This window comes from Streptomyces sp. NRRL F-525 (assembly GCF_000716605.1).
Classification (GTDB): domain Bacteria; phylum Actinomycetota; class Actinomycetes; order Streptomycetales; family Streptomycetaceae; genus Streptomyces.
In genome coordinates, this window is record NZ_JNXE01000029.1 from 19,028 (window position 1) to 39,916 (window position 20,889).

The 20,889-nt window shown below is 72.3% G+C and carries 21 protein-coding genes; 10 read left to right on the forward strand and 11 right to left on the reverse strand.

The window, feature by feature from the left end; translation table 11 throughout:
- The first annotated feature begins 206 nt into the window (after positions 1 to 206).
- Both chpD and OO69_RS53760 read left to right on the forward strand, forming a co-directional pair.
- On the forward strand, positions 207 to 434 hold the full coding sequence (gene chpD, locus OO69_RS32945; RefSeq protein WP_033284615.1) for a chaplin ChpD: 228 nt from the start codon (positions 207 to 209) through the stop codon (positions 432 to 434).
- 96 nt (positions 435 to 530) lie between these two features.
- Positions 531 to 1,466: a chaplin gene (locus OO69_RS53760; protein WP_033284532.1), complete on the forward strand. Its 936-nt coding sequence runs from the start codon at positions 531 to 533 to the stop codon at positions 1,464 to 1,466.
- Positions 1,467 to 1,510: 44 nt separating this feature from the next.
- Here OO69_RS53760 and OO69_RS32955 read toward each other — a convergent pair whose 3' ends face one another.
- Positions 1,511 to 2,767 (reverse strand): NAD(P)-binding domain-containing protein, encoded by a 1,257-nt coding sequence (locus OO69_RS32955; protein ID WP_033284533.1) that lies wholly within the window; start codon positions 2,765 to 2,767, stop codon positions 1,511 to 1,513.
- The gene (locus OO69_RS32960; RefSeq protein ID WP_033284534.1) at positions 2,767 to 4,077 is read right to left on the reverse strand and encodes a hypothetical protein; all 1,311 of its coding nucleotides are present in this window, start codon (positions 4,075 to 4,077) and stop codon (positions 2,767 to 2,769) included. Before OO69_RS32960 ends, OO69_RS32955 begins: the two co-directional genes overlap by 1 nt.
- 153 nt (positions 4,078 to 4,230) lie before the next feature.
- Here OO69_RS32960 and OO69_RS32965 point away from each other — a divergent pair, with 153 nt between their 5' ends.
- On the forward strand, positions 4,231 to 5,532 hold the full coding sequence (locus OO69_RS32965) for a glycoside hydrolase family 26 protein (RefSeq protein ID WP_033284535.1): 1,302 nt from the start codon (positions 4,231 to 4,233) through the stop codon (positions 5,530 to 5,532).
- A gap of 22 nt (positions 5,533 to 5,554) precedes the next feature.
- Here OO69_RS32965 and OO69_RS32970 read toward each other — a convergent pair whose 3' ends face one another.
- The 9 genes from OO69_RS32970 to OO69_RS33010 form a co-directional block, all read right to left on the reverse strand.
- Entirely contained in the window at positions 5,555 to 6,649 is a 1,095-nt protein-coding gene (locus tag OO69_RS32970) for a GNAT family N-acetyltransferase (protein ID WP_033284536.1), read from the reverse strand.
- 5 nt (positions 6,650 to 6,654) lie between these two features.
- On the reverse strand, positions 6,655 to 7,287 hold the full coding sequence (locus OO69_RS32975; protein WP_033284537.1) for an LPS biosynthesis protein: 633 nt from the start codon (positions 7,285 to 7,287) through the stop codon (positions 6,655 to 6,657).
- Entirely contained in the window at positions 7,284 to 8,438 is a 1,155-nt protein-coding gene (locus tag OO69_RS32980) for a glycosyltransferase (RefSeq protein WP_033284538.1), read from the reverse strand. The genes OO69_RS32975 and OO69_RS32980 overlap by 4 nt, the downstream gene beginning before the upstream one ends.
- Positions 8,435 to 9,193, reverse strand: coding sequence for a polysaccharide deacetylase family protein (locus OO69_RS32985; RefSeq protein WP_033284539.1), 759 nt, complete (start codon positions 9,191 to 9,193; stop codon positions 8,435 to 8,437). Before OO69_RS32985 ends, OO69_RS32980 begins: the two co-directional genes overlap by 4 nt.
- Positions 9,177 to 10,892, reverse strand: coding sequence for a murein biosynthesis integral membrane protein MurJ (gene murJ, locus OO69_RS32990; protein ID WP_078652671.1), 1,716 nt, complete (start codon positions 10,890 to 10,892; stop codon positions 9,177 to 9,179). The genes OO69_RS32985 and murJ overlap by 17 nt, the downstream gene beginning before the upstream one ends.
- Positions 10,889 to 12,205, reverse strand: a complete 1,317-nt coding sequence (locus tag OO69_RS32995) for an O-antigen ligase family protein (RefSeq protein WP_051801349.1) — start codon at positions 12,203 to 12,205, stop codon at positions 10,889 to 10,891. The genes murJ and OO69_RS32995 overlap by 4 nt, the downstream gene beginning before the upstream one ends.
- Before the next feature lie 84 nt (positions 12,206 to 12,289).
- Positions 12,290 to 13,711, reverse strand: coding sequence for an exopolysaccharide biosynthesis polyprenyl glycosylphosphotransferase (locus OO69_RS33000; protein ID WP_033284540.1), 1,422 nt, complete (start codon positions 13,709 to 13,711; stop codon positions 12,290 to 12,292).
- Entirely contained in the window at positions 13,708 to 14,883 is a 1,176-nt protein-coding gene (locus OO69_RS33005) for a glycosyltransferase (RefSeq protein WP_033284541.1), read from the reverse strand. Before OO69_RS33005 ends, OO69_RS33000 begins: the two co-directional genes overlap by 4 nt.
- A gap of 54 nt (positions 14,884 to 14,937) precedes the next feature.
- Positions 14,938 to 16,017: a hypothetical protein gene (locus OO69_RS33010; protein WP_033284542.1), complete on the reverse strand. Its 1,080-nt coding sequence runs from the start codon at positions 16,015 to 16,017 to the stop codon at positions 14,938 to 14,940.
- Between the two features lie 253 nt (positions 16,018 to 16,270).
- On the opposite strand from OO69_RS33010, the gene chpG reads away from it, so the two are divergent.
- The 7 genes from chpG to OO69_RS33045 all read left to right on the forward strand — a co-directional run bounded on the left by chpG (position 16,271) and on the right by OO69_RS33045 (position 20,819).
- A complete protein-coding gene (chpG, locus tag OO69_RS33015) occupies positions 16,271 to 16,510 on the forward strand; it encodes a chaplin ChpG (protein WP_019065678.1) in 240 nt (79 codons plus the stop codon).
- 260 nt (positions 16,511 to 16,770) lie between these two features.
- A complete protein-coding gene (locus OO69_RS33020) occupies positions 16,771 to 17,478 on the forward strand; it encodes a hypothetical protein (RefSeq protein WP_033284543.1) in 708 nt (235 codons plus the stop codon).
- Between the two features lie 267 nt (positions 17,479 to 17,745).
- A complete protein-coding gene (locus tag OO69_RS33025) occupies positions 17,746 to 18,036 on the forward strand; it encodes a hypothetical protein (RefSeq protein WP_033284544.1) in 291 nt (96 codons plus the stop codon).
- Positions 18,037 to 18,163: 127 nt separating this feature from the next.
- Positions 18,164 to 18,661, forward strand: a complete 498-nt coding sequence (locus OO69_RS33030) for a DUF5949 family protein (protein WP_033284545.1) — start codon at positions 18,164 to 18,166, stop codon at positions 18,659 to 18,661.
- Between the two features lie 188 nt (positions 18,662 to 18,849).
- The gene (locus OO69_RS33035; protein ID WP_033284546.1) at positions 18,850 to 19,368 is read left to right on the forward strand and encodes a hypothetical protein; all 519 of its coding nucleotides are present in this window, start codon (positions 18,850 to 18,852) and stop codon (positions 19,366 to 19,368) included.
- 166 nt (positions 19,369 to 19,534) lie between these two features.
- A complete protein-coding gene (locus OO69_RS33040; protein ID WP_033284547.1) occupies positions 19,535 to 19,969 on the forward strand; it encodes a tyrosinase family oxidase copper chaperone in 435 nt (144 codons plus the stop codon).
- A complete protein-coding gene (locus OO69_RS33045) occupies positions 19,953 to 20,819 on the forward strand; it encodes a tyrosinase family protein (RefSeq protein WP_033284548.1) in 867 nt (288 codons plus the stop codon). Before OO69_RS33040 ends, OO69_RS33045 begins: the two co-directional genes overlap by 17 nt.
- The last annotated feature ends 70 nt before the right edge of the window (positions 20,820 to 20,889 follow it).

Consider the following 20,889-nt stretch of genomic DNA (forward strand, 5'->3'; position numbering starts at 1 on the left):
GCCCTGGCCGTTTCGCATTGCGGTCCTCTTCCTGACTCCCCCTTGAAGAGAAGCGTTTCTGCATCCGTGCGCCCATCGCGTCAATTCGGTGCGGACGATCGAGTGAATTGTCAGGTGACACGCGTTCTTGAGTTTCTTCCTGCGTCTATCCCTCGTTTTACAGGCTGCAGGTCATGGTGGGCATGACCGCAGAGAAGGGAACGTTCATGAAGAAGAGCGCTGCTGTTGTCGCTGGTGCGATCATGGCTCTCGGTATGGCCGCCCCGGCCTTCGCCGACGCGGGTGCCGAGGGTGCGGCCGTCGGTTCGCCGGGTGTCCTCTCGGGCAACGTGGTCCAGGTTCCCGTGCACATCCCCGTCAACGTGTGCGGCAACTCGATCGACGTGATCGGCCTGCTGAACCCGGCGTTCGGCAACACCTGCGTCAACGACTGACGACGTAGCACCCCAGCCGTTCCGGCTGTTTCATGGCCGGCCTTGGACAGGTTTCCAAGGCCGGCTTTTCCCACTTCAAGCAGGAAGACAACGAGATTGCGACAGACCCTGGGTAAGGGAATGGTCGCGGCGGCCGCCGCGACGAGCATTCTGTCCCTGTGCGGCAGCCCCGCCCTGGCCGATTCGTACACCGGCGGCGCTGCCAAGGATTCGCCGGGCGTCCTGTCCGGCAACAGCATCGACGTCCCGATCGACGCACCGGTCAACGCGTGTGGCAACACCGCCGACGGGGTGTCCGGGCTCAACCCGACGTTCGGCAACTCCTGTGCCGGCGGCAAGGAGGGGCACCGGCACAGCGAGTACCACCGGTGGGCCGAGCAGTCGTACGGGGACTCCGACGACGATTCGGGTTACGGCGGCTACGGGGACGATTCGGGTTACGGCTCCGGGGGTGACTCGGGCTACGGCCACGGGGACCACACGGGGTACGGCTCCGGAGACCACACGGGCTACGGCCACGGGGATCACACCGGGTACGGCCATGGGCACCACCCGGGCTACGGCACCCCGGACTGCGAGGAGACGCCGCCGCCCACGGGCGGGCACCACCACACGCCGCCCCCTCCGCACACGCCGCCTCACCACACCCCACCGCCTCACCACACTCCGCCCCCTCATCACACCCCGCCTCCCCCCACGGGTGGGCACCACACTCCGCCTCCGACCGGCGGACACCACACGCCGCCTCCGACTGGTGGGCATCACACCCCGCCTCCCACGGGCGGTCACCACACTCCGCCGCCTCCCAGCGGTGGGCACCACACGCCGCCTCCCACCGGCGGCAACCACACCCCGCCCCCTCCCACGGGCGGGCACCACACGCCTCCGCCCTCCGGTGGGGAGCACACCCCGCCGCCCGTTCTGGCGCACACCGGCAGTGAGGCCATGCTGGCCACGTCCGGTGTCAGTGCCGCGCTGATCGCGGGTGGCACGATCCTCTACCGACGAGGCCGGATCGCGTCCCGTAGGTAAGACGCACGGGGTGCCGGACGTCACCGCCCGGCACACCCGCGCCGTCAGCGCCGTACGAAGGCCGGCGCGCCCCGTCGGCCCGGTGCCGGGATCATGCCGCCGCGCGGCTCCGAGCGCAGCCGGCGTTCCACTCCCCGCACCAGCGCGCCCGCCGTGAACGTGGCGCCGTGCACGAAGCGCATCGCCGGGCCGAAGCCCGAGGCCGTCACCAGGCCCGCCATGAAGAGGCCGGGGTGCGAGGACTCGAAGTCCCGGTCGACCTCGGGGGAACCGTCGCCCACCGTGGCCAGGGAACCCCTCAACTCGCTGGAGAGCAGCCCGAGTCGGTTGGCCGTGGCCGTGAACCCCGTTGCCGCGATGACGTGTTCGGTGTCCAGGTTCCGCGTACCGCCGGCCCGGCTCACCGTCTCCAGGCGCACCCCGCCCGGCACCACGTCGGCCGCCGCGACCTCATGGCCGAGCAGCACCTCCACCGCCGGTTCGAACCGGTCCCGCACCCACCAAGCACCGGCCGGGCCAAGGGCGTTGGCCGCGATCCTGGCCCGGGTCGACTCCGGGAGGCGGCGGAAGAGGTCGGGGCGCTCGGAGTAGAACCAGTTGCGCCAGCCGGGGCCCAGGCCGCTGTGCGGGGAGCGGGCCGACTGCCACCACGGGCGCTCCCACGCGGGCGGCACGTCGTTCCAGAGGAGTTCGTCGGCGCGTGCCAACACCCGTACCCGCGTGCCCTGTTCGGCGAGCAGGGCCGCCGTCTCCAGTGCCGCCTGGCCGCCGCCGATCACCGTGACGTCCTTGCCGCGGAACTCGTCCAGCGCGCTGTGGTGGCTGCTGTGCGAGACGAGGGAGCGGCCCAACCCCCGCAGTGCGGACGGGATTTCGACGAACGGCATGACGCCGACCGCGAGCGCGACGGTCCGGGCGTGCAGCACCGTGCCGTCGTCGGTCACCGCCTCGAAGCCGCCCGGCACCGGCGCGATCCGCTCCACCGTCCGCTCGTCCACCTCCGGGACGGCGTTGCGCGCGAACCACAGGCCGTAGTCGGCGAACATCTCGACCGGGATCGGCTCCCCGTGCCGGGACTCCACACCCTGGCCCGCGCAGTACACGTCGAGCGGCCAACGGCCCTCAGGATCCGACAGGTTGGAGGCCCAGGGCTCCGACTTGAGGAACATGCCCCGGGGCATGTGGTCGCGCCAGGACGCCATCGGCCGGCCGAAGACGCGCAGGTTCAGCCCCGCGGCCGCGGCGTGGGACGCGATGGACAGGCCGTACGGGCCCGCGCCCACCACCAGCAGGTCGTACATCAGCAGCTGCTCGCTTTCTCGTCATCGCTCAACTCGGTCACCTTCGTCAACTCGGCCGGTTCGACAGGCCCGTTGGGGTGGCTCTCGCCCGCCTGCCGGACCACGCGCACCTCCGCCGTGCGCGGCGCCGGGCCCGTACCGCCCAGCCGCTCCCACACCTTGCGCAGCACATGCCGGCCCCAGAGCCCCCACATCGCACGGCCCGGCCCCGGGTCGTCCGGCGCGTGCCAGGCCAGCTCGCGTCCGCCGAGCGCCGGCCGCAGCGCGCTGAGCGGCGCGTAGTTCTCCACCACGAACACCCGACCCGGCCGCGGCGACCCGTCGGGCAGCGGACGGTGGGTCAGGTCGAGGTGCAGGGCGCGGACGACGTCCAGGCCCGCGGAGTCGGCGAAGAGCCGGAACTGGGCGCCGGGCCGCGGGTTGAAGTCGAGCAGGTGGTAGCGGCCGGTCGAACCGCAGCGGCGGAAGTCCAGGTCGAGGATGCCCCGGTAGCCGAGCGAGGCCGTGAGCCGCTCGGCCAGCGCCTGCACCTGCGGGTTGGGCGTCCAGCGGCCCACCGCCGTCAGCCCCGCGCCACGCGGCCAGGCCCGCTGCTTGCGGCCGGTGCCACCGCCGCGCACGGCGCCGGACCGGTCGGCGTACCCGTGGAAGAACCAGTCGCGGTCCGGCCCGGGCGGCAGGAACGCCTGCAACAGGAGCCGGCTGCCCGCCTCCTCGGCGCGCAGGAACAACTCGCGCGCCTCCTGCGCGCTGTGCACCACCACCGTGCTGCGCAGCCCGGTCCCGGCCGGCACCAGCCAGGGCCGGCTCCACTTCGCGACCACCGGCAGCCCCAGCTGCCACGCGAAGGTCGCGGCCTGCGCCGGGCTCTCCGGGATCAGCGTCACCGGGTGCGGGATGTCCGCGCCCGCGCACACCGCGGCCAGTTCGGCCTTGTCCGCGACCCGTTCGGACAGCGCGCCGGGCTGCTGCGGCAGCAGGTAGGAGGGCGCGAGTTCGTCGCCGAGGCGGCCCACCGCGACGGCGCTCGCGTCGTCCATCGGGATCAGCACGGCGGGACGCGCGATCCGCGCCGCCACCCGCCGGAGCGTGCCGGCGATCTCGCCGGGAGACGCGCCGGGCGCCGGCGGGGGATGCATCTGGCAGACAAAGCGGGAGCTGCGTACGGGACTTCCGGCGGAATCGGCGACCACATGCACCTCCACTCCCGCCCGGCCCAGCGAACGCACGGCACCCAGCGTTCCGTGGTGAAAGGGATTCCGGTCGATCCGCAACAGAACTGCGGGGACACGGATGTCGAGCAGCGACACGGACTGTTTCCTTCGGTTCGGTTCACCCGTGCGGGCGATAGGGGAACTCGGAAGCCGTAACGGCGGTGGCGTAATTCATATTCATATGACTGAGTGTCAGTAGAAGGAAAGGCAAAGTCGGAACAGCGCACGAGAGTGGAGAGAGGAGCAGGCATGGCCCCACAGCAGCGACGGTCCCGGACCGGACGACTCGCCTTCATCGCGGCCGCGGTCGCCGCGTCGGCGGCTTTCGCGTCGGGTCCCGGGTTCGCGGCGGGGGTGACGCGGGTCACCGACCCGCCTGCTCCCGTGACCACCCCGACCACGGCCACCGCACCCACGACCCCGACCGCCGCGGAACCCGCGAAGGCACCCGAGGCCACCAAGACCCCCGAGCCGAAGCAGGCGCCCGCGTTCGGCGCCTTCCTCGACTCCGGTGCCCGCGGTGTGGCCCGCATGGCGGCGCTGAGCAGCTGGCTGGGCGGGGCCGAACTGCGCGTCGGCCACACCTACCTGCCGGGCAATCACTGGAGCGACATCGAGGGCGCCCCCGGTCTCCTCGACGTGTGGGCGGACTGGCGTACCGAGAAGTCCGACCGGATGCTCGTCCTCAACGTGCCGATGCAGGAGCACAACGAGGACGGTGTCTCCGACTGGCAGGTGCGGCAGCTGCTCCAGCAGGGCGCGGCCGGTCAGTTCGATCAGCACTTCAAGGCCCTCGCCGAGCGGCTGGTCGACCTGAAGGTGCCGGACACGGTGATCGTGCTCGGCTGGGAGATGAACGGCACCACGTACACCTCTCGTTGCGGGCCGGACCCGGAGGCCTGGAAGAAGTACTGGAACAGGATCGTCACCACGATGCGCTCGGTGCCGGGCCAGAAATTCCGGTTCGACTTCGATCCGAGCCGCGGCCGGGACGCCGTTCCCTGGACGCAGTGTTATCCGGGGGACGACACGGTCGACATCGTCGGAATGGACTCGTACGACCAGCCGTCCGGGCTGACGTTCGACGAACAGGTGAAAGAGCCCTACGGACTTCAGGCACATGTGGACTTCGCCAAATCCCACGGCAAGCCCATTTCCTATCCTGAATGGGGACTCTTCCGTAACGGCGACAACGCGGAGTACATGAAGCGCATGCTCGCCTGGATGGACGAGCACAAGCCGCTGTACAACACGGTGACCGACTACTGCCCGCACGGTGTGTGGCAGTGCTCCCAGAACCCGAAGTCGTCCCAGGTCTACCGTTCGGTCCTGTTCGGCCGCACCGAGGACCCGACCCCGACCGCCCCCGTGACACCGACGACACCCACGCCCCCGGTCACCCCGGAGCCGACCAAGCCGACCGCACCCACCACACCGCCCGCCCCGACGCACCCGGCCAACTGCTCGCCCGTGGAACTGGGCGACTGGGTCGAGTACTGGCTCGGCGGGAAGCTGTGCGTGAAGTTCGACTGGTGGCAGCGCGACCGCTGAACCAGAGGTGGCGGCGGGCCGCTCACGGTCCGTCGCCACCGCGTTCCTTCCACTTCCGCAGGAGCACCTTGCCCCGCCGGCGCGCGGCGACATCGCAGACGACCGCCGACATCAGCGGCGCCGTCCGCCGCCGCGCCAGCAACAGCCGCTGGTTGACGACCGGTTCGGGCCGCCAGTGATGCTTGTACGGCTCGTCCCCGCGCAGCAGGCTCAGCGTGCGCGGCTCGTCGGCGCCGGTGTGCTCGGCACACGCGTCCAGCAGCATCACCGCCACATCCGCCTTCCGCTCCCGCAGCCGCGGATGCGCGCCGTAGAGATAACCCCCCGCGAGCCGCCGCGACAACAACGTCAGATCTACGGCGACCACGTCCTCGTCCAGCCGGAACTCGGTGACGACGGCGTCCCCGGAGCGCACCATCGGCCCGACCGAGCGGACCAGGTGTTCGCAGAACCGGGTCTGGAGATGCTCGGACGTCACCTTCCGTCCCTGCCACTGGAGTTGATGCAGCTCCAGCAGCCGCCGCAGGGCGGAGTCCACCCCGTCCGGCTGTACGACGTGCCGCTCCACGCCCAGCGCGGTCAGCTTGCGGAGCTTGGCGCGGACGCGCTGGGCCTTGGAGGAGGGGAGACGGGCGACCAGTTCGGCCATCGGTACGGCGGGCAGTTCCAGGCACAGGGAGTCGTGGACGCGCCGACGGGGGCCGCGCCAGCGGTCGTAGACGCGCTCGACCGCGCCGCCGGGGCGCACCTCGCGGAAGTCGATCAGCGCGGTGCGGGCGGCGGCCGCGAGGCCCTCGGTGAGCGCGGCGACGGCCGGGTCGCCGTGGTCGTCGTCCAGCAGGACGTCGCCATAGTCGGAGATCGCGCCGCCGAGCGGGACCAGTGAGGGAACCGGGCTGCGGACGAGCATCAGGGGCGCCGCGGCGACGAGTTCGCGGCCGTCGCGGACAACGAGCAGGCGCAGGCGGCCCGTTCGGCCGTACGACAGCCACCAGGAGTGCAGCCAGGCGTGGGACTGGAACGGGGTCGCCGCGCCGCACTTCTGGTACAACCGGCCCCAGGCCGGGGCGAGTTCGGCGAACTCCTGGGCGTCGGTGACGAGTTCGGCCGAGTACACCGGTGTCACAGGACGTCGGCCGCGGTGGCCGGGCTGGGCACGGAGGCGGGGCGGCCGGTCTCGTCGGTCGTACGGCGGGGCCGGACGAGCAGCAGCAGGCCGCCGAGGAGGCCGCCCGCGCTCGCGCCGACCAGGCCGGTCACCGCGGCCGAGGCCGAGGTGGGTGCGGCGGGCCTGATGGCGCGGGCGAAGGTCTGGAGTTCGACGTGGGTCGAGGCCTTCGCGTCGTTCGCGTGCACGGTCAGCGAGCGGGACACGGCGTTGGCCATGTCGGCGGCGAGGTCGGCGCGCGAGGAGGTGGCCGTGACGGCGACCATCGGCGCGTCCGGCGAGGTCGCCGTCTGCACGCTCGACTGGAGCGTCTTCACCGGCACGCCCGCCCACACCTGCGCGTCCCCGAGCACCGCGAGCTGGGTGGCGACCCGGCCGTAGGCCTGCGCGAAGCCGAGCGCGGTCGCGGAGTCGGCCTTGTCGGTGGGGACGGCGATGACGTAGCTGGTCGCCGTGTACGTCGGGCTCTTGACGACGCCGTACGCGCCGCCGAGCAGGCCGCCGGTCACGGCGCCGGCCGCGAGGAGGGTCCAGGCCGGGAGGGCTTTCGCGCGGCTGAGGGGGAGGTGCTGTCGGATCTCGGTCATGAGGAACTGGCTCCCTGGGGTGCGGGGGACGGCGACGAGGTGGAGACCGCGGCCGCGTACACGTCCATGAGGTGGGCGGCGCTGCGGGTGATGCAGTAGTGGTGGGCGGCGTCCGGGGCGGTGCGCGGCCGCGGGCCCTGCGCGCGGGCCGCCGCGAGCGCGCGGGCGAAGACCTCGGGTCCGCCCTGCACGCGCCGGGCGGCGGCCGCGGCCTGCGGGGGGAGGTCCTCGATGGCGGGGCAGGAGGCGTAGAGCACGGGCAGCCCGGATGCCAGTCCCTCTACGACCGCCAGGCCGAAGGCCTCCTCGGGGGACGGGGAGGCGAGCAGGTCCATCGCGGCGGTGAGGGACGGCAGGTCGGGGCCCGGGGTGCCGTCGGGTGTGTAGGGGCGTTCGCCGGTGAACAGCACCCGGTCGGCGACCCCGCAGTCGTGGGCCGTGCGGCGCAGGAGGTTCTCCTCGGTGCCGCCGCCGACCAGCAACAGCCAGTAGTCGTCCGGGAGTTGGGCGAGGGACCGGATCAGCACGTCGAAGCGTTTGCCTGCCGCGAGGCGGCCGATGCCGCCGATGACGTACGCGCCCTCGGGGAGGCCGAGGCGTTGGCGGGTGCGCAGGCGTTGGACCGGGTCGAAGCGGAAGCGGTCCAGGTCGATGCCGTTCGGGACGACTTCGATGCGCGGGCCCGGTACGCCCCAGCGCTTGAGGCGTTCGGCGACCGTGGGGGACACGGCGACCGTGGAGCGGCCCAGGCGCTCGCTGGCGAGGTACAGGGCGCGGACCCCGGTGCTGAGGTCGCGGCCCTCCATCTGCGAGTCGCCCAGGGAGTGTTCGGTGGCGACGACGGCCTTCACGCCCGCGATCCGGGCGGCGAGCCGGCCGTAGACGCAGGCGCGGTAGAGGTGGGTGTGGACGAGGTCGTAGCGGCCGGTGCGGATGATTCTGACCAGGCGGGGGAGGGCGGCGAGGTCGCGGTTGCCGGTCATGCCGAGGTGGAGGACGCGCACCCCGTCGGCGGTCAGGCCGTCGGCGACCGCGCCCGGGTTGGTGAGCGTCACGACGTCGCAGTCGACCGGCAAGTGGCGGATGAGCAGGCGCAGTTGCTGCTCGGCGCCGCCGACGCCGAGCCCGGTGATGATGTGCAGGGCCTTCATGCGAGCCCCTCCACCGGGCGGCGGCGCAGGCGGTGCAGCCGGTACTTGAGGAAGAGGCGTACGGCGGTGTCGTTCTGGCCGATGTGGACGCGGGGGAGCGCGTGCGGGCCGTTGAGGTCGCCGGGGTCGATGGCGCAGGCGTAGGTGTAACCGGCCTCGCGGACGGCGTCCATCGCGCGGGTGTTGATCGTGCCGTAGGGGTAACAGAAGCCGTCGACAGGGGAGTTGAGCAACTCCTGGAGTCTGGAACGGCTTTCGGCGACTTCGGCGTGCAGGGTGTCGTCGTCGGCCTTGGTGAGGTCGACGTGGGTGAGGCCGTGCGAGCCGATCTCCACACCCTCGGCGGCGGCTTGGCGGATGCCGTCGGCGGTGAGGAGGGGCTTGCGGGGGCCCTGCGGGTCCCAGGCGTTGTCGCCGCCGAGGCGGCCGGGGAGGACGAAGAGGGTGGCGCCGCAGTCCCAACGGGCCAGCAGGGGAAGGGCGTTGGTGACGAAGTCGGCGTAGCCGTCGTCGAAGGTGAGACCGACCAGACCGTGGCCCTCGCCCCGGGCGCGGGCGGCGAGCAGGTCGGCCATGGACACGCCCCGCAGACCGCGCCGGCGCAGCCAACTCAGCTGCTGGTCAAGGCGGTCGGGGGTGACCGTGATGCGGTAGGGGTCGTCGGAGCAGTCGCCTACGGAGTGGTACATCGCCACCCACGGGACCGGGCCCGTGGCGCGTCTGCCGGTGGTCGGGGAATCAACGGGAGCGGCCATGGATGAGCCTTCGTGTGATCGAGCGTACGGTTTCCAGTGCGGGTGCGAAGCCCTGGGCGCCCAGGGCCCAGCCGAGCAGGACGAAGACGACGGTGACGGTCGTGCAGCCGGCAGTGAGACCGAGCAGCGGCGAGGGCAGCGCGTGGGCCACGAACGCCCCCGCGATTGTGGCGACCACGGCCGCGCGCACGGGCCGGCTGAGCTCGATCAGGACCTGCCGGGTGCGGAGCGGGACACTGCGCGGGCCCGATCCGTAGAGCAGGAGTACGGCGGTGAAGGTGATGCCGGTGGCGTTGGCGACGGCGATGCCGATGACGCCCCAGGGGCCGACCGTCCAGGCGCCGATCCAGGTGGTCACGACGATGCCGGCGGCCATCGCGCCGACCGGGTACCAGGTGGGGCGGCCCGCCGAGAAGTAGGAGCGGACCAGGACGCCGACCAGGGTCTGGCCGAGCAGTCCGAGGGCGTACACGCGCATCACGCCGGCCGTGGCGGCGGTGTCGTGGGCGGTGAACGCGCCGCGCTGGAACAGGAGTTGGATGATCTGCGGGGCGCAGGCGATCACCGTGGCGGCGCCGAGCAGGACCAGGCAGGCGGCGAGGGCGAGGTCCCGCTCGACGCGGTTGCGGGCCTTCTCGGTGTCGCCCTCGGCCAGTGCCCGCGCGACCACCGGGAAGGTGACCGTGCACAGCATCAGCGAGAGCACCATCGGCATCTGGGCGACCTTCTGCGCGTAGTTCAGGTGCGAGATGGCGCCGGCGGGGAGGTGCGAGGCGAGGAAGCGTTCGATCAGGACCTGGGACTGACGGCACAGGGCGAAGAGCAGCACGGTGGCCATCAGGGCGAGGTTCATCGGGCGGGGTTCGGCGGGGCCGGTGTCTGCGTCCGGGGTGGTGGGCTTGTGGCTCGTCAACTGACGCCAGAGGGCCGGGAGTTGGGTCAGCACCATGAGGACGCCGCCGCCGGCCACGCCGAGGGCCGCCGAGCGGACGCCCCAGTGGGCGCCGAAGGCGTACATCCCGGCGATGATGCCGATGTTGTACGCGACGTAAATCGCGGCCGGGGCCACGAAGCGGCGGTGGGCGCGGAGGGCCGCGCTGCAGTAGCCGGCCAGGCCGAAGCTGAGGACGCAGGTTGCGGTGATGCGGGTGCAGCTGATGGCGAGGGCGGGGTTGGGGAGGCCGGGGGCCAGGGCTTCGACGAGGTAAGGGGCTGTGCCGATGAGGAGGGCCGATACCGCGATGAAGGCCAGGGTCAGGCGGGGGAGGGTGGCTGCCACCAGGGTGCGGACCGGGTCGCCGGAGGTGCCTTGGGCTCTGCGGGCTAGGGCCATGCTGAACGCGGGGATCAGGGCGAAGGCGAGGCCGTCCTCGATCAGGAGGGTGGCGGCGAATTCCGGGATCGTCCAGGCGATGAGGAAGGCGTCTGTTTCGCTGCCTGCGCCGAAGAGGCGGGCCAGGGCCTGGTCTCGTGCGAGGCCTAGGAGGGAGCCGGTGATGGAGAGGGCGGCTGTGATCAGTGCGGCTTTGGCCAGGAAGCCGCGGGAGTCTGGGGTGGGGGTGTCTTCGGGGGTGCGGGACGGTGGGAGTAGGGGGGTGGTGTCGGTTGTTTTTTGGGTGCTGCGCCGTGGGGGCTGGGCGCGCAGTTCCCCGCGCCCCTTTACGGGGTTGCCCTGCTCGGTGTTGCCCGTCACCGTCATTGGGACATGGCCCCTTCGGGGGTTGCGCGTACCGGAGTCGCCACGCGTGGCTGCTCCTCCGCGTTTGCGCCCACCAAGGACCACCACGCCGCCAAGCCGAAGACCACCGCCGTGAGGACTGTTGACGGGCCGCCGATGTCCGCGTAGACGAAGTCGATCAGCTGCCAGGTCAGGAGGCCGGTGGAGACCAACGCGCAGTCCAGGCCCGGGAGTTCGGTGCGGTGGACCCGGAAGAGGCCGCGCAGTGCGCAGACCAGGAGGGCCAGCCAGCTGCCCGCCAGGGTGACCAGGCCGATCAGGCCCTGTTCGCTGAGGACCAGGAGGTACATGTTGTGGGGGGAGAGGAGGGGCTGCTTGAGGAAGGCCGCGCCTGCTCCCTCCGTGTCGCTGCCTGAGGACAGGGCCAACGAGGCGTTGCCGTCCCGGTGTTCGGGGAAGCCCTTCAAACCGACGCCGGTCAGCGGGTGTTCGCGCCACATCGCGGTGGCCGCCGCCCACATCGTGTAGCGGTCGATCACCGACTGGTCGGGGGCATTGGTGACTTGGGTGATGCTGTCGATCCGCTCCTGGAGCATCGCCGTACCGACGCCGAAGCCGCCCACCAGGACGATGCCCGCCGCCGTCACCGCCGCCGCCACCTTCAGGGCACGGCGCAGGCCCGCCAGGGCCAGGAGCACCGCGCAGGTCGCGGCCGTCGCGATCCAGGCGCCCCGGCTGAAGGAGAGGGCGAGGGGGACCAGGAGGGCGAAGGCGCAACACGTCGCAACTGCCCGCTGTCGTACGTCATTTCGGCCCAGGGCGAGAGCCAGCGCGCAGATCAGGCCGAAGGACACCACCGTCGCCATGCCCATCACGTCGGTCGGGCCGAAGGTGCCCACCGCGCGGATGTCCTCGCCCTGGTACGAGGCGCCGGTCGCGGTGACGTACTGCTTGACGCCGATCGCCCCCTGCCACACCGCGAGGGACACGAACGACCAGGCCAGGACGCGGAAGTCGCGGCGGTCGCGGATGAGGAGGACGACCGCGGCCGGGACGAGTACGAAGATCTGTAGGTAGCGGCCCAGGCCGCTCAGGCCCGCGCCCGGGGAGGACGCGCCCATCGCGGCGATCGACAGGCCCAGGACCGGAAGTCCCATGACCGCTACGGCAGTTGGGGTCAGGGGGCGGCGGCGGTCGCGGAGCAGCCGGATCCCGCAGTACAGCACCACCAGGCCGGAGACCGCGTCGGCCGGGCCCGCGCCGCCCGCGCCCGGGGTGAGGGGCAGGCCGAGCAGGGCGATCACGGCGATGACCGGGAGGACGGGGGCGAACATGCGGACGCGGTGCGGCACGGTTCAGCTCCCCGTCGGGCGTACGGGCAGGGCAGGGGCGTTCATACGGGCTCGGTGGTTCACGGCTCAGCTCCCGGTCGGACGTACGAGCGCGGTCACCGTGCGGGCCAGGATGCAGATGTCCTGCCACAGCGACCAGTTGTCGATGTACGCGTTGTCGAACCGGCAGCGGTCCTCGATCGAGGTGTCGCCGCGCAGCCCGTGGATCTGGGCGAGGCCGGTGATGCCGGTCTGCATCCGGTGGCGGGCCGCGTAGCCGGGGTAGGTCTGGCTGAACTGGGCGACGAAGTAAGGGCGTTCGGGGCGCGGGCCGACCAGGCTCATGTCGCCCCGGAACACGTTCCAGAGCTGGAGCAGTTCGTCCAGCGAGGTCTGGCGCAGGAAGCGGCAGAAGCGGCTCATCTGCGGCTCGCGCGCGATGTTCCAGCGGGTCGCCGCCTCGTGCTCGTCGACCGGGCGGTGCGTGCGGAACTTCAGCAGCGTGAAGGGGCGGCCGTCCTTGCCGATGCGCTCCTGGCGGAAGACGACACCGCGCCCGTCGGTGAGACGGAGGACCACCGCGCACACCAGCAGCAGCGGGCTGACGAGGAGGAGCAGGGTGCCGGACGCCAGCACGTCCAGTGCCCGCTTGCCGAAGCTGCCGGACCGACGCGACCCCAACTCCAGCCTGCGGCAGGCGAATCCGGCCAGCTGGTCACGCATCTCGTACGAGGGTGAGTCGGCGTCGACCTCCCAGACCACGCAGCCCGACTCCGCCAACGCCCGCAGCAGCGGCCCGCGTTCGGACCGTACCGAGGGATGCACGGTGAGGACGGCCCGGACGCCGTTCTGGATGAGGGCCCGCTCGACCTCCTCGCCGGTGGTCAGGACGGGCAACCCCTCGGTGCCGTCCGGGTGTTCGGCGACGATGCCGATCGGCTCGATCCCGCACTTCGGGTGCCGCAGCACCGCCGCCGCCACGCGTTGCGCGGTCGCCGCCGGGCCGATCACCAGGGCGGCGCGGGGGCGGTTGAGGAGGGCCTTGCGGCGGCGTCGGTGCACCGCGCCGCGGGCCACGCAACTCGCCGCCGACTGAAGGGCGAAGCCCAGGAGCAGGGTGCGCGGGGAGAGGGCGCGGTCGGGGGCGTAGGCCGCGGTGAGGGTGCCGAGGGCGAGCCAGGCGACGGCGATCCGGCCGCAGACGGCGGGGAGTTCGTCGAGGACGCGGGGTACGGCCCCGGGAAGGTTCGGGCGCAGCAGTATCGACCCGGCGATCAGCAGGGCCACCAGGAGCGGTCTGCGCTGGCTGCCGGTGAGCGCGAGGGCGCCCACCAGGGCGGCGGTGAGGTCCGCGCCGAGCAGCGGCAGCGGTGAGGCCGGCCGGGCGGGCGGGCGGCGGACCGGGAACCGGAAACCGCCGCCGGTGCGGCGGGGGATGACCGAGACGTTAGAGAATCCGTGGTCCCGTGGCTGTCCGCCGGGGGAGGGGACGGTGCTTTCCGCGGTCACGAGTGGATGGACTCCCTGCACTCGGTGGGCACGACGGGTTTGCCGCCGAGGAGATCGCGATAGACCTCCGCGACCGCCTCGGCGGAGTGCCGCACGTCGTGCGTGGACTGGACGTACCGGCGCCCCTGGTGGCCGAGGGACTCGCGCAGCAGCGGGTCGAGCAGCAGCTCGGCGACGGCCCCGGACAGCACCGCCGGTTCGTCGGCCGGTACCAGGCAGCGCGGGGCGAGCCCGGGCGGCAGGCTCTCGCGGGCGCCCGCGACATCCGTGACGACGACGGGCCGCCCGCAGGCCATCGCCTCCAGCGGGGCCAGCGCCATGCCCTCCCAGCGCGAGGGCAGGACCACCAGGTCGGCGGCCTGGTACCAGGGCACGGCATCGGGGACGGCACCCGCGAACAGGACGGAATCCGGGGCGAGTTGGCGCAGTGCGGCCCGGTCGGGCCCGTCGCCGACGAGCACCAGCCGCGCCTTCGGCACCCGCCGGACCACCTCGTCCCACGCCGTCAGCAGGACGTCCTGGCCCTTCTGCCGGCACAGCCGCCCGACGCAGACGACCAGGGGAGCCGCCGGGTCGACCCCGGCGAGCTGCTCGATCCCGGCCCGTACGGTGTCGACGGCCGCGGGGTGGAAGTGCTCGGTGTCGATGCCGTTGGGGATCACGCTCCAGCGGCCCCGGACCCCGGCCCGCAGCCCGGTCGTGCGCTCCGCCTCGCTCACGCACACCGTCCGGGTGGCCCAGCGCGCGCCCCAGCGTTCCCAGCCGGTGGCGAGCGTGGCGGTGACCCCGCCGACCGCCTCGAACGACCAGGCGTGCGGCTGGAACACGGTCGGGATCCGCCCCCGCACGGCGAGACGTCCGGCGAGTCCGGCCTTCGCGCTGTGCGCGTGCACCAGGTCGGGGCGCACCTCCGCGACCACCCGGGCGAGCCGCCGTACCTCGGAGACGAGCGCCGGACCGGGCGAGCGGGTCGCCTCCCACAGGCTTACGTCGGCGCCGAGCGCCCGGGCCCCGTCCGCGAGGCCGCCGCCGGCGGGGCAGGCGACCGTGACGTGCAGGCCGGACGCGAGCTGGGCCCGCGTCAGATCCAGGACGACACGGGCGACCCCGGCGTCCACGGGCTGGGCGAGGTGCAGGACCCGTGGCCGAGGGTCGGTTGCTGGCTGGTGCATTGCGCGGTTTCCTCGCTCACGGGTGGCGCTCGGGACTGCGGGCGGGAACGCGCCTCACTGCTGGGCGTCGACGGCGACGAAGAGCGCCCCGAACCACGCCGCGTCCCGCTGGGAAACGAGCCGGAAGGCCAGCTGGTCACCGCCAGGACGCAGCGCCTTCCCGAGATCGAACACATCGGAGTCGTAGCCGAGGGTGTTCGCATACGCGGGCGCACGCTCCGAAGGAGCCGCCGCCGGGTCGCTGATCGTGGAATTCAGCACGTCGTCACGGGGGTTGGCGCCGTCACCGAGCGCGGTGGCGTTCGTACGACCGGTCGAGAGCGTGAGCGAATCCCCGGTGCGGCCGCGATCCCCGTTGTACGCCACCACGCCCGCGCGTCCCCCGGCGTGCGCGGGCACACGCACCCCGCGCATGCGGATCTCCGCGCCGGTCCGGGAGTCCAGTGCGCCGAAGCCGTCCCACAACTCCAGCCGGCGCAGCGGCTCCTGCGGCTTCTCGTACGCGACCACCAGGGTCCAGCCGCCCCACGCGCCGGCCGCCGACTTGCCCATCGCGGTGTTGACCTGGGCCACGGTGTAGAGGCCCGAACCGCTCTCCCGGACCAGCTTCGTGACGTCCGCGGAGGCCTGGAACGCGTCCGCGCCGCCCGCCACCCGGTGCCCTACGACCGTGTCCGCGAGCACCGCCTTGTACTCGCCGCCGGGCTCCGCGATCAGCACCCGGCCGTTGTCCTTGGGCGGCTTCTGCTCGCCCACGCGGAGGTTGCCGCCCCAGTACAGGCGCGCGTACGTGGCCCGGGCGCCCTCGGGCAGCCGGACCTCCGCGCGCGAGGAGTTGTAGGTGTTCGGGTCGCGGTCGACGTCTACGTAGAACATGTCGAAGTCGCCGTTGACCGCGGCCTGTCCCTCTCGTACGGCCGGGCACGCGGCCGAGTTCGCGCGGCAGCTGATGGAGGTGTTGGCCGCGCGGACGATGCCGCCATGCTGGAGCGCGTGATAGCGCTGGGCGAACGGGACGCGCTCGGCCTCGACGGGCGGGGCGGATGCTCCGGAGGCGGCCGGGGCCCAGATCGAGACGAGGGCGAGCGCGCCCGTCGACGCCCGGCGCAGCAGCGGACCCAGGGAATTGCGCATGACCGGAGATGCCCTTTCGGGAAGTACGGCCCCTATGTGCGATCTGATGGCTATAGGGGTACTTCGGGAGGTGCGCAACTCTAGTGGCTATCCGTATTAATCCTGCGAAACCCGACAAGTGTGTCGGAATGGTGAAGTTCGGCCCTCGGGAGATCACCCCATTGGCGGCACAACCCCTTTGGGCGCCGCGCGTTGACACAGCGCCGGGCATCCCCGCCCGTCTGTTTGTTTCAACCCCAAGGAGCACCTCTCCATGTCGCGTATCGCGAAGGGCCTGGTCCTGACCTCCGTTGCCGCCGCCGCCATGGCGGGCACCGCCGGCATCGCCGCCGCCGACAGCGACGCGCACGGCGCGGCCGCCCACTCCCCGGGCGTGCTGTCCGGCAACGTCGTCCAGGTTCCGGTCCACATCCCGGTCAACGTCTGCGGCAACACCGTCAACGTCATCGGCCTGCTGAACCCGGCCTTCGGCAACACCTGCGTCAACGACTGACGTCCGCGCGCATCACTTCGTCCGGCCGTTCTCCCGTGGGGTCTCCACGGGGGGACGGCCGGTCGGCGTTCGGGGGTGTTGCCCCGAATGGGCGGTAGCCGTCCCGGTCCGGCGCTTCGGTCTTGACATGGCCCTCACCAGGCACGACGTCGACCGGGCGGCTGACGGGCGGTCACCCGGCGCGTCCGACCGGTTGCAGATGGTGGTGAGCGCTTTCACGGTGGGCTCAAGATCCGAAGCACCACCGAAAGGAAACACCCATGCGTGGTCTGCCCGCACGGCGCGTCGCGTCCTCCGTGCTCTGTGCCACTGTCCTGATCGGAATCGCCGGCCCCGCGGCCGTCGCCGCCGACAACGACTCGGCGCGGAAGCACGTCCACGCCGCGTCGAGCGCGCCGGTCCCCAACGCTGACGCGCTGCTCGCCCCGGTCAAGAGCCTCGGCGGCCTCGGCAGCGTGCTCACCCCCGTCACCGACCTGCTGACCCAGGCGCTCAAGGCCGACAACGGCCAGCTCTCCGCCGACCAGGCGAAGACGCTGGGCGACGCGGTCACCGCGGCCGTCGCCAAGATCACCGCGGCGGCGCCGGCCGCACCGGCGGTCCCCGCAGCGCCTGCCGTGCCCGCCGCCCCAGCGGTTCCCGCCGTGCCCGCGCTGCCCTCGCTCAAGAGCGCCGACGACTCCAAGGCCAAGGCGCCCGCCGACCTCGCCGGTGACGCGCTCGCCTCCCTGCAGAAAGCGGTCGCCACGCTGCTCGCGGCGGTCACCTCCGGCGATGTCGCAGGCGTCGTCCCGGCGGTCACCGGTGTGGTGACGGGCCTCGTCAACGTGGTCGCGGCCACGCTGCTCGGCGGCGGTCTGCCCGCACCGAGCCTGCCCGGTCTGCCCGCGCTGCCGTCGCTGCCGTCGACGTCCTCGCTTCCGGCCGTGCCCGCGGTACCGGCGGTTCCGGCGGTTCCGGGCGTCTGACGCGAGCAGCCGCAAGGCAGTCGTAGAGCAGTAGTAGAGCAGTCGTAGAACGGCCGTCGGGCCGGTCCCTTTACGGGGGCCGGCCCGACGGTCTTTCCGGTTCCACGGCCTTTTCATATGAGGATGGGAAACGCCGATGAGACACACACCGCATTCGGGTGGGCAGCAGAAAGTTTCTGCGCACGGGGTTTCCGCCCCGGCCGGAACTCGTTACACACGGCGACAGAATTCGCTCTGGTGACATGAGTTGCCGAAGAAAGGAACACGATGAAGTCCCTGAAGGCTGCCGCTGTCGTTGCCGGGTCCCTCGCCATCGCCGGTGCCGCCGCGCCCGCGTTCGCCTACAGCCCCGCCGACGTGACGCCCACCAGCCTCACCGGCGCCGTCAACACCCTCACCAGTGGTCAGCTCCAGCCCGCCGACGTGATGCCGCTGCAGCACCAGTCGGACGCGCTCGACACCGAGAACAAGGGCTCCGCGCTCAACACCCTCAAGGGTGCGACCGCCGCGCTGAACCAGCACAACCCGCTGCTCGGTGGTCTGCCGCTGCAGAGCTGAGTCTCTCCGGTGGTGTTCGAGGGGCGTCGCGAGGCGTCCCTCGTTCGTGTGGCGGGGTGCCCGCGCCATCGGCCGGACGGGTGAGAACGCGTCCGGTGGCCTTCCGGCCCGTCGATAAGGTCGCGCGGTGACCTCAACCTCAAGCGAAACGCGCCCCTTCCGCGTCGCCGACCTCGGTACCCTCGTCGTCCTGGCGTGGAGCGGCGAGGCCCCCGACGGGGACATGCCCTACCTCCTCGCCTACACCCTGGGCGACGCCGCGGACGGCCCCGAGGCCGCCACCGCCGCCGTGGAACGGCTGCTGACCGACAACGGGCTCCCGGTCGGCGGCAACGTCGTCGACGGCGCCAGCAAGCCCAGCCTGCCGATCACCATGCTCGTCGAGTCCGGGCAGGCCGTCCTCAACATGCCGCAGCTCAACGCCCAGTGCGTGCCGCCGCCCGAGTGGCTCGCGGCCGTCGGCGAACGCGGCTTCGCCTACCTGGTGTTCACCACCCGCCCCTGGCCCGAGGCCGAGCCGGGCAAGCCCGTCACCCCCGAGGCGCTGGCCGAGTTCGCCGGCTCCGAGGACACCCTGAACGCCGCCGCGCACATCATCCTGCCCGCCCGCAGCCTGCGCGGCTGACGACCGGACAGCGGGCGGGAATTGCCGGTTCCGGCCCGCTGACGGGAAGCAACTTCCGGCCCGCCGACGGGAATTCCGGAAAGCTGACTACTACGGCACCCGGGGGAATCTTGAACTGATGCGCTGCCCGGCCTCGTTACCCGGTCAGCACGCAGAGCCTCCGAATTCCGAAAGGGACCGTACTCGAGATGAAGTCGACCACCCGAGGAACCATCGCCGCCGTCATCACGGCCGTGGCGGCCGCGACCGGCGCCGCCGTCGCGACCCCTGCCGCCGCGATCGGCACGGTCCCCGTACCCGTGCCGCTCGAGGGCGCGGAGAGCGCCCTCGGCATGGAACTCCCCAAGCTGGGCGGGGAGGTGCCCGTGCCCATGCCGGGCTCGCCCGAGGGCCCGCGGTACGTCGAGGGCCGGCTCATCCCGGAGCGGGCCGTGCCCCAACTCCCGGTCCACGGCGGCCTGCCCGGCCTCGGCCTGCGCGCTCCGCTGCCGCACGTCCTCGGCGACGGCTTCGACCACGTCGGCGTCAGCACGCCCGCCTCCGACCTGCGCACGATGGCCCCCGGCCTGGCGCTGGACGTGCCGCTGACCCCGCCCAACCCCGACAACTTCGGCCTCCCGGACCTGAAGGCGCCCCAGCTGGGCGTCCTGGCCCCGGTGCTGCAGACCGTGCCGGGCGCGGACCTGGTCACGGGCGCCGGCCTCTAGGACGTAGCGCGGGAAGAACGAAGGCGGCCGCAGGGCCGGAGCGGACGAGGGCCCGGGTGGTGCGACCCGGGCCCTTCTGTCTGCCCGAGCCCTGCGGAGGGTGACCGCACGGGCCGCCGGACGGTTAGCCCCTCGAACGAGCCGTACCGGACGAGGGAGTTGGGCCATGAGCGTGAGCGTCGGTGGAGTACCCGTGGGCCGGGAGCCGGTCAGACCCGGGCCGGTGCGCAGGACGCGGCGGGAGGCGCTGCGCGGGGCGTTCGGTGCCGTGCTCGCCGTGGCCCTTGTGCCCGTCGTCGCGGCCTCGCGGCCCACGCGCTCCGGCGAGGACCCCGGGGACACCGCCTTCGACGAGACGTACCGGGGCCGTCGTATCCACGGCGTGCTGAAGGACGGGTGGCAGGTCACGGTGGACGGCCGGCCGCTGCATCTGATGCGGCGCGCGGACGGCACCTGGCTGAGCATGGTCGACCACTACCGCTCGTACCCGACGGCGCTGGAGGCGACCCGCGCGGCGGTCGACGAGCTGAGCCCGGGCCGGGAGTTGAGCGAGGCGAAGGGTCCGATGCACATGGGGGGAGACCATGGCGTACACGCGTAAGGACGTCAGCACGCTCACGAGCGCCGAGAAGCGGCGGTTCGTGGCGGCGCTGCTGGAGGTCAAACGGCGGGGCGAGTACGACGAGTTCGTGCGCACGCACGTCGAGTTCTTCGTGCCCGACGGGGAGTACGGACTGCGCTCGGCGCACATGGCGCCCTCCTTCCTGCCCTGGCACCGGCAGTTCCTGCTGGACCTGGAGCGGGCGCTGCGCCGGGTCGACTCCTCGGTGACGGTGCCCTATTGGGACTGGACGCGCGAGCGCTCCGCGACCTCCACGCCCTGGACCAAGGACCTGCTCGGCGGCACCGGGCGGCGCTCCGACCACCAGGTGACGACCGGGCCGTTCGCCTACGCGGCGGGCAAGTGGAAGCTCACGGAGAACATCACCGACGAGCCGTACCTCACAAGGGACTTGGGCCGAGCGGGCGCCCCCATCGAGCTGCCGACGAAGAGCGACCTGGACGGGGCGCTCGCCGATCCCGTCTACGACGTCTCGCCCTGGGACTCGACCTGCCGCACCGGGTTCCGCAACCGGCTCGAAGGGTGGGGCACCGGGGCCGGCAGCGCGTCCTGGCGCAACCACAACCGGGTCCACAAGTGGGTCGGCGGCGTGATGCTCGGCGGCGCGTCCGTCAACGACCCCGTGTTCTGGCTGCACCACGCCTTCATCGACCTGCAGTGGTCGCGCTGGCAGAGCAGGCACCGCGGCGCCCGCTACCTTCCGGCGAAGCCGCCGGGCGCGGGCGACGACCAGGAGGGGCGGGTCGTGGCACGGCAGGAGCGGCTGCCGCCGTGGGATGTGACGCCGGAGCAGCTGGAGGACGTCAGCACCATCTATCGGTACGGCTGACCGGCCGCGGACATGGGGAGAGCCCCGGCGCCTGAGGTGCCGGGGCTCTTCGCGTACGTCCGTCCGCGTG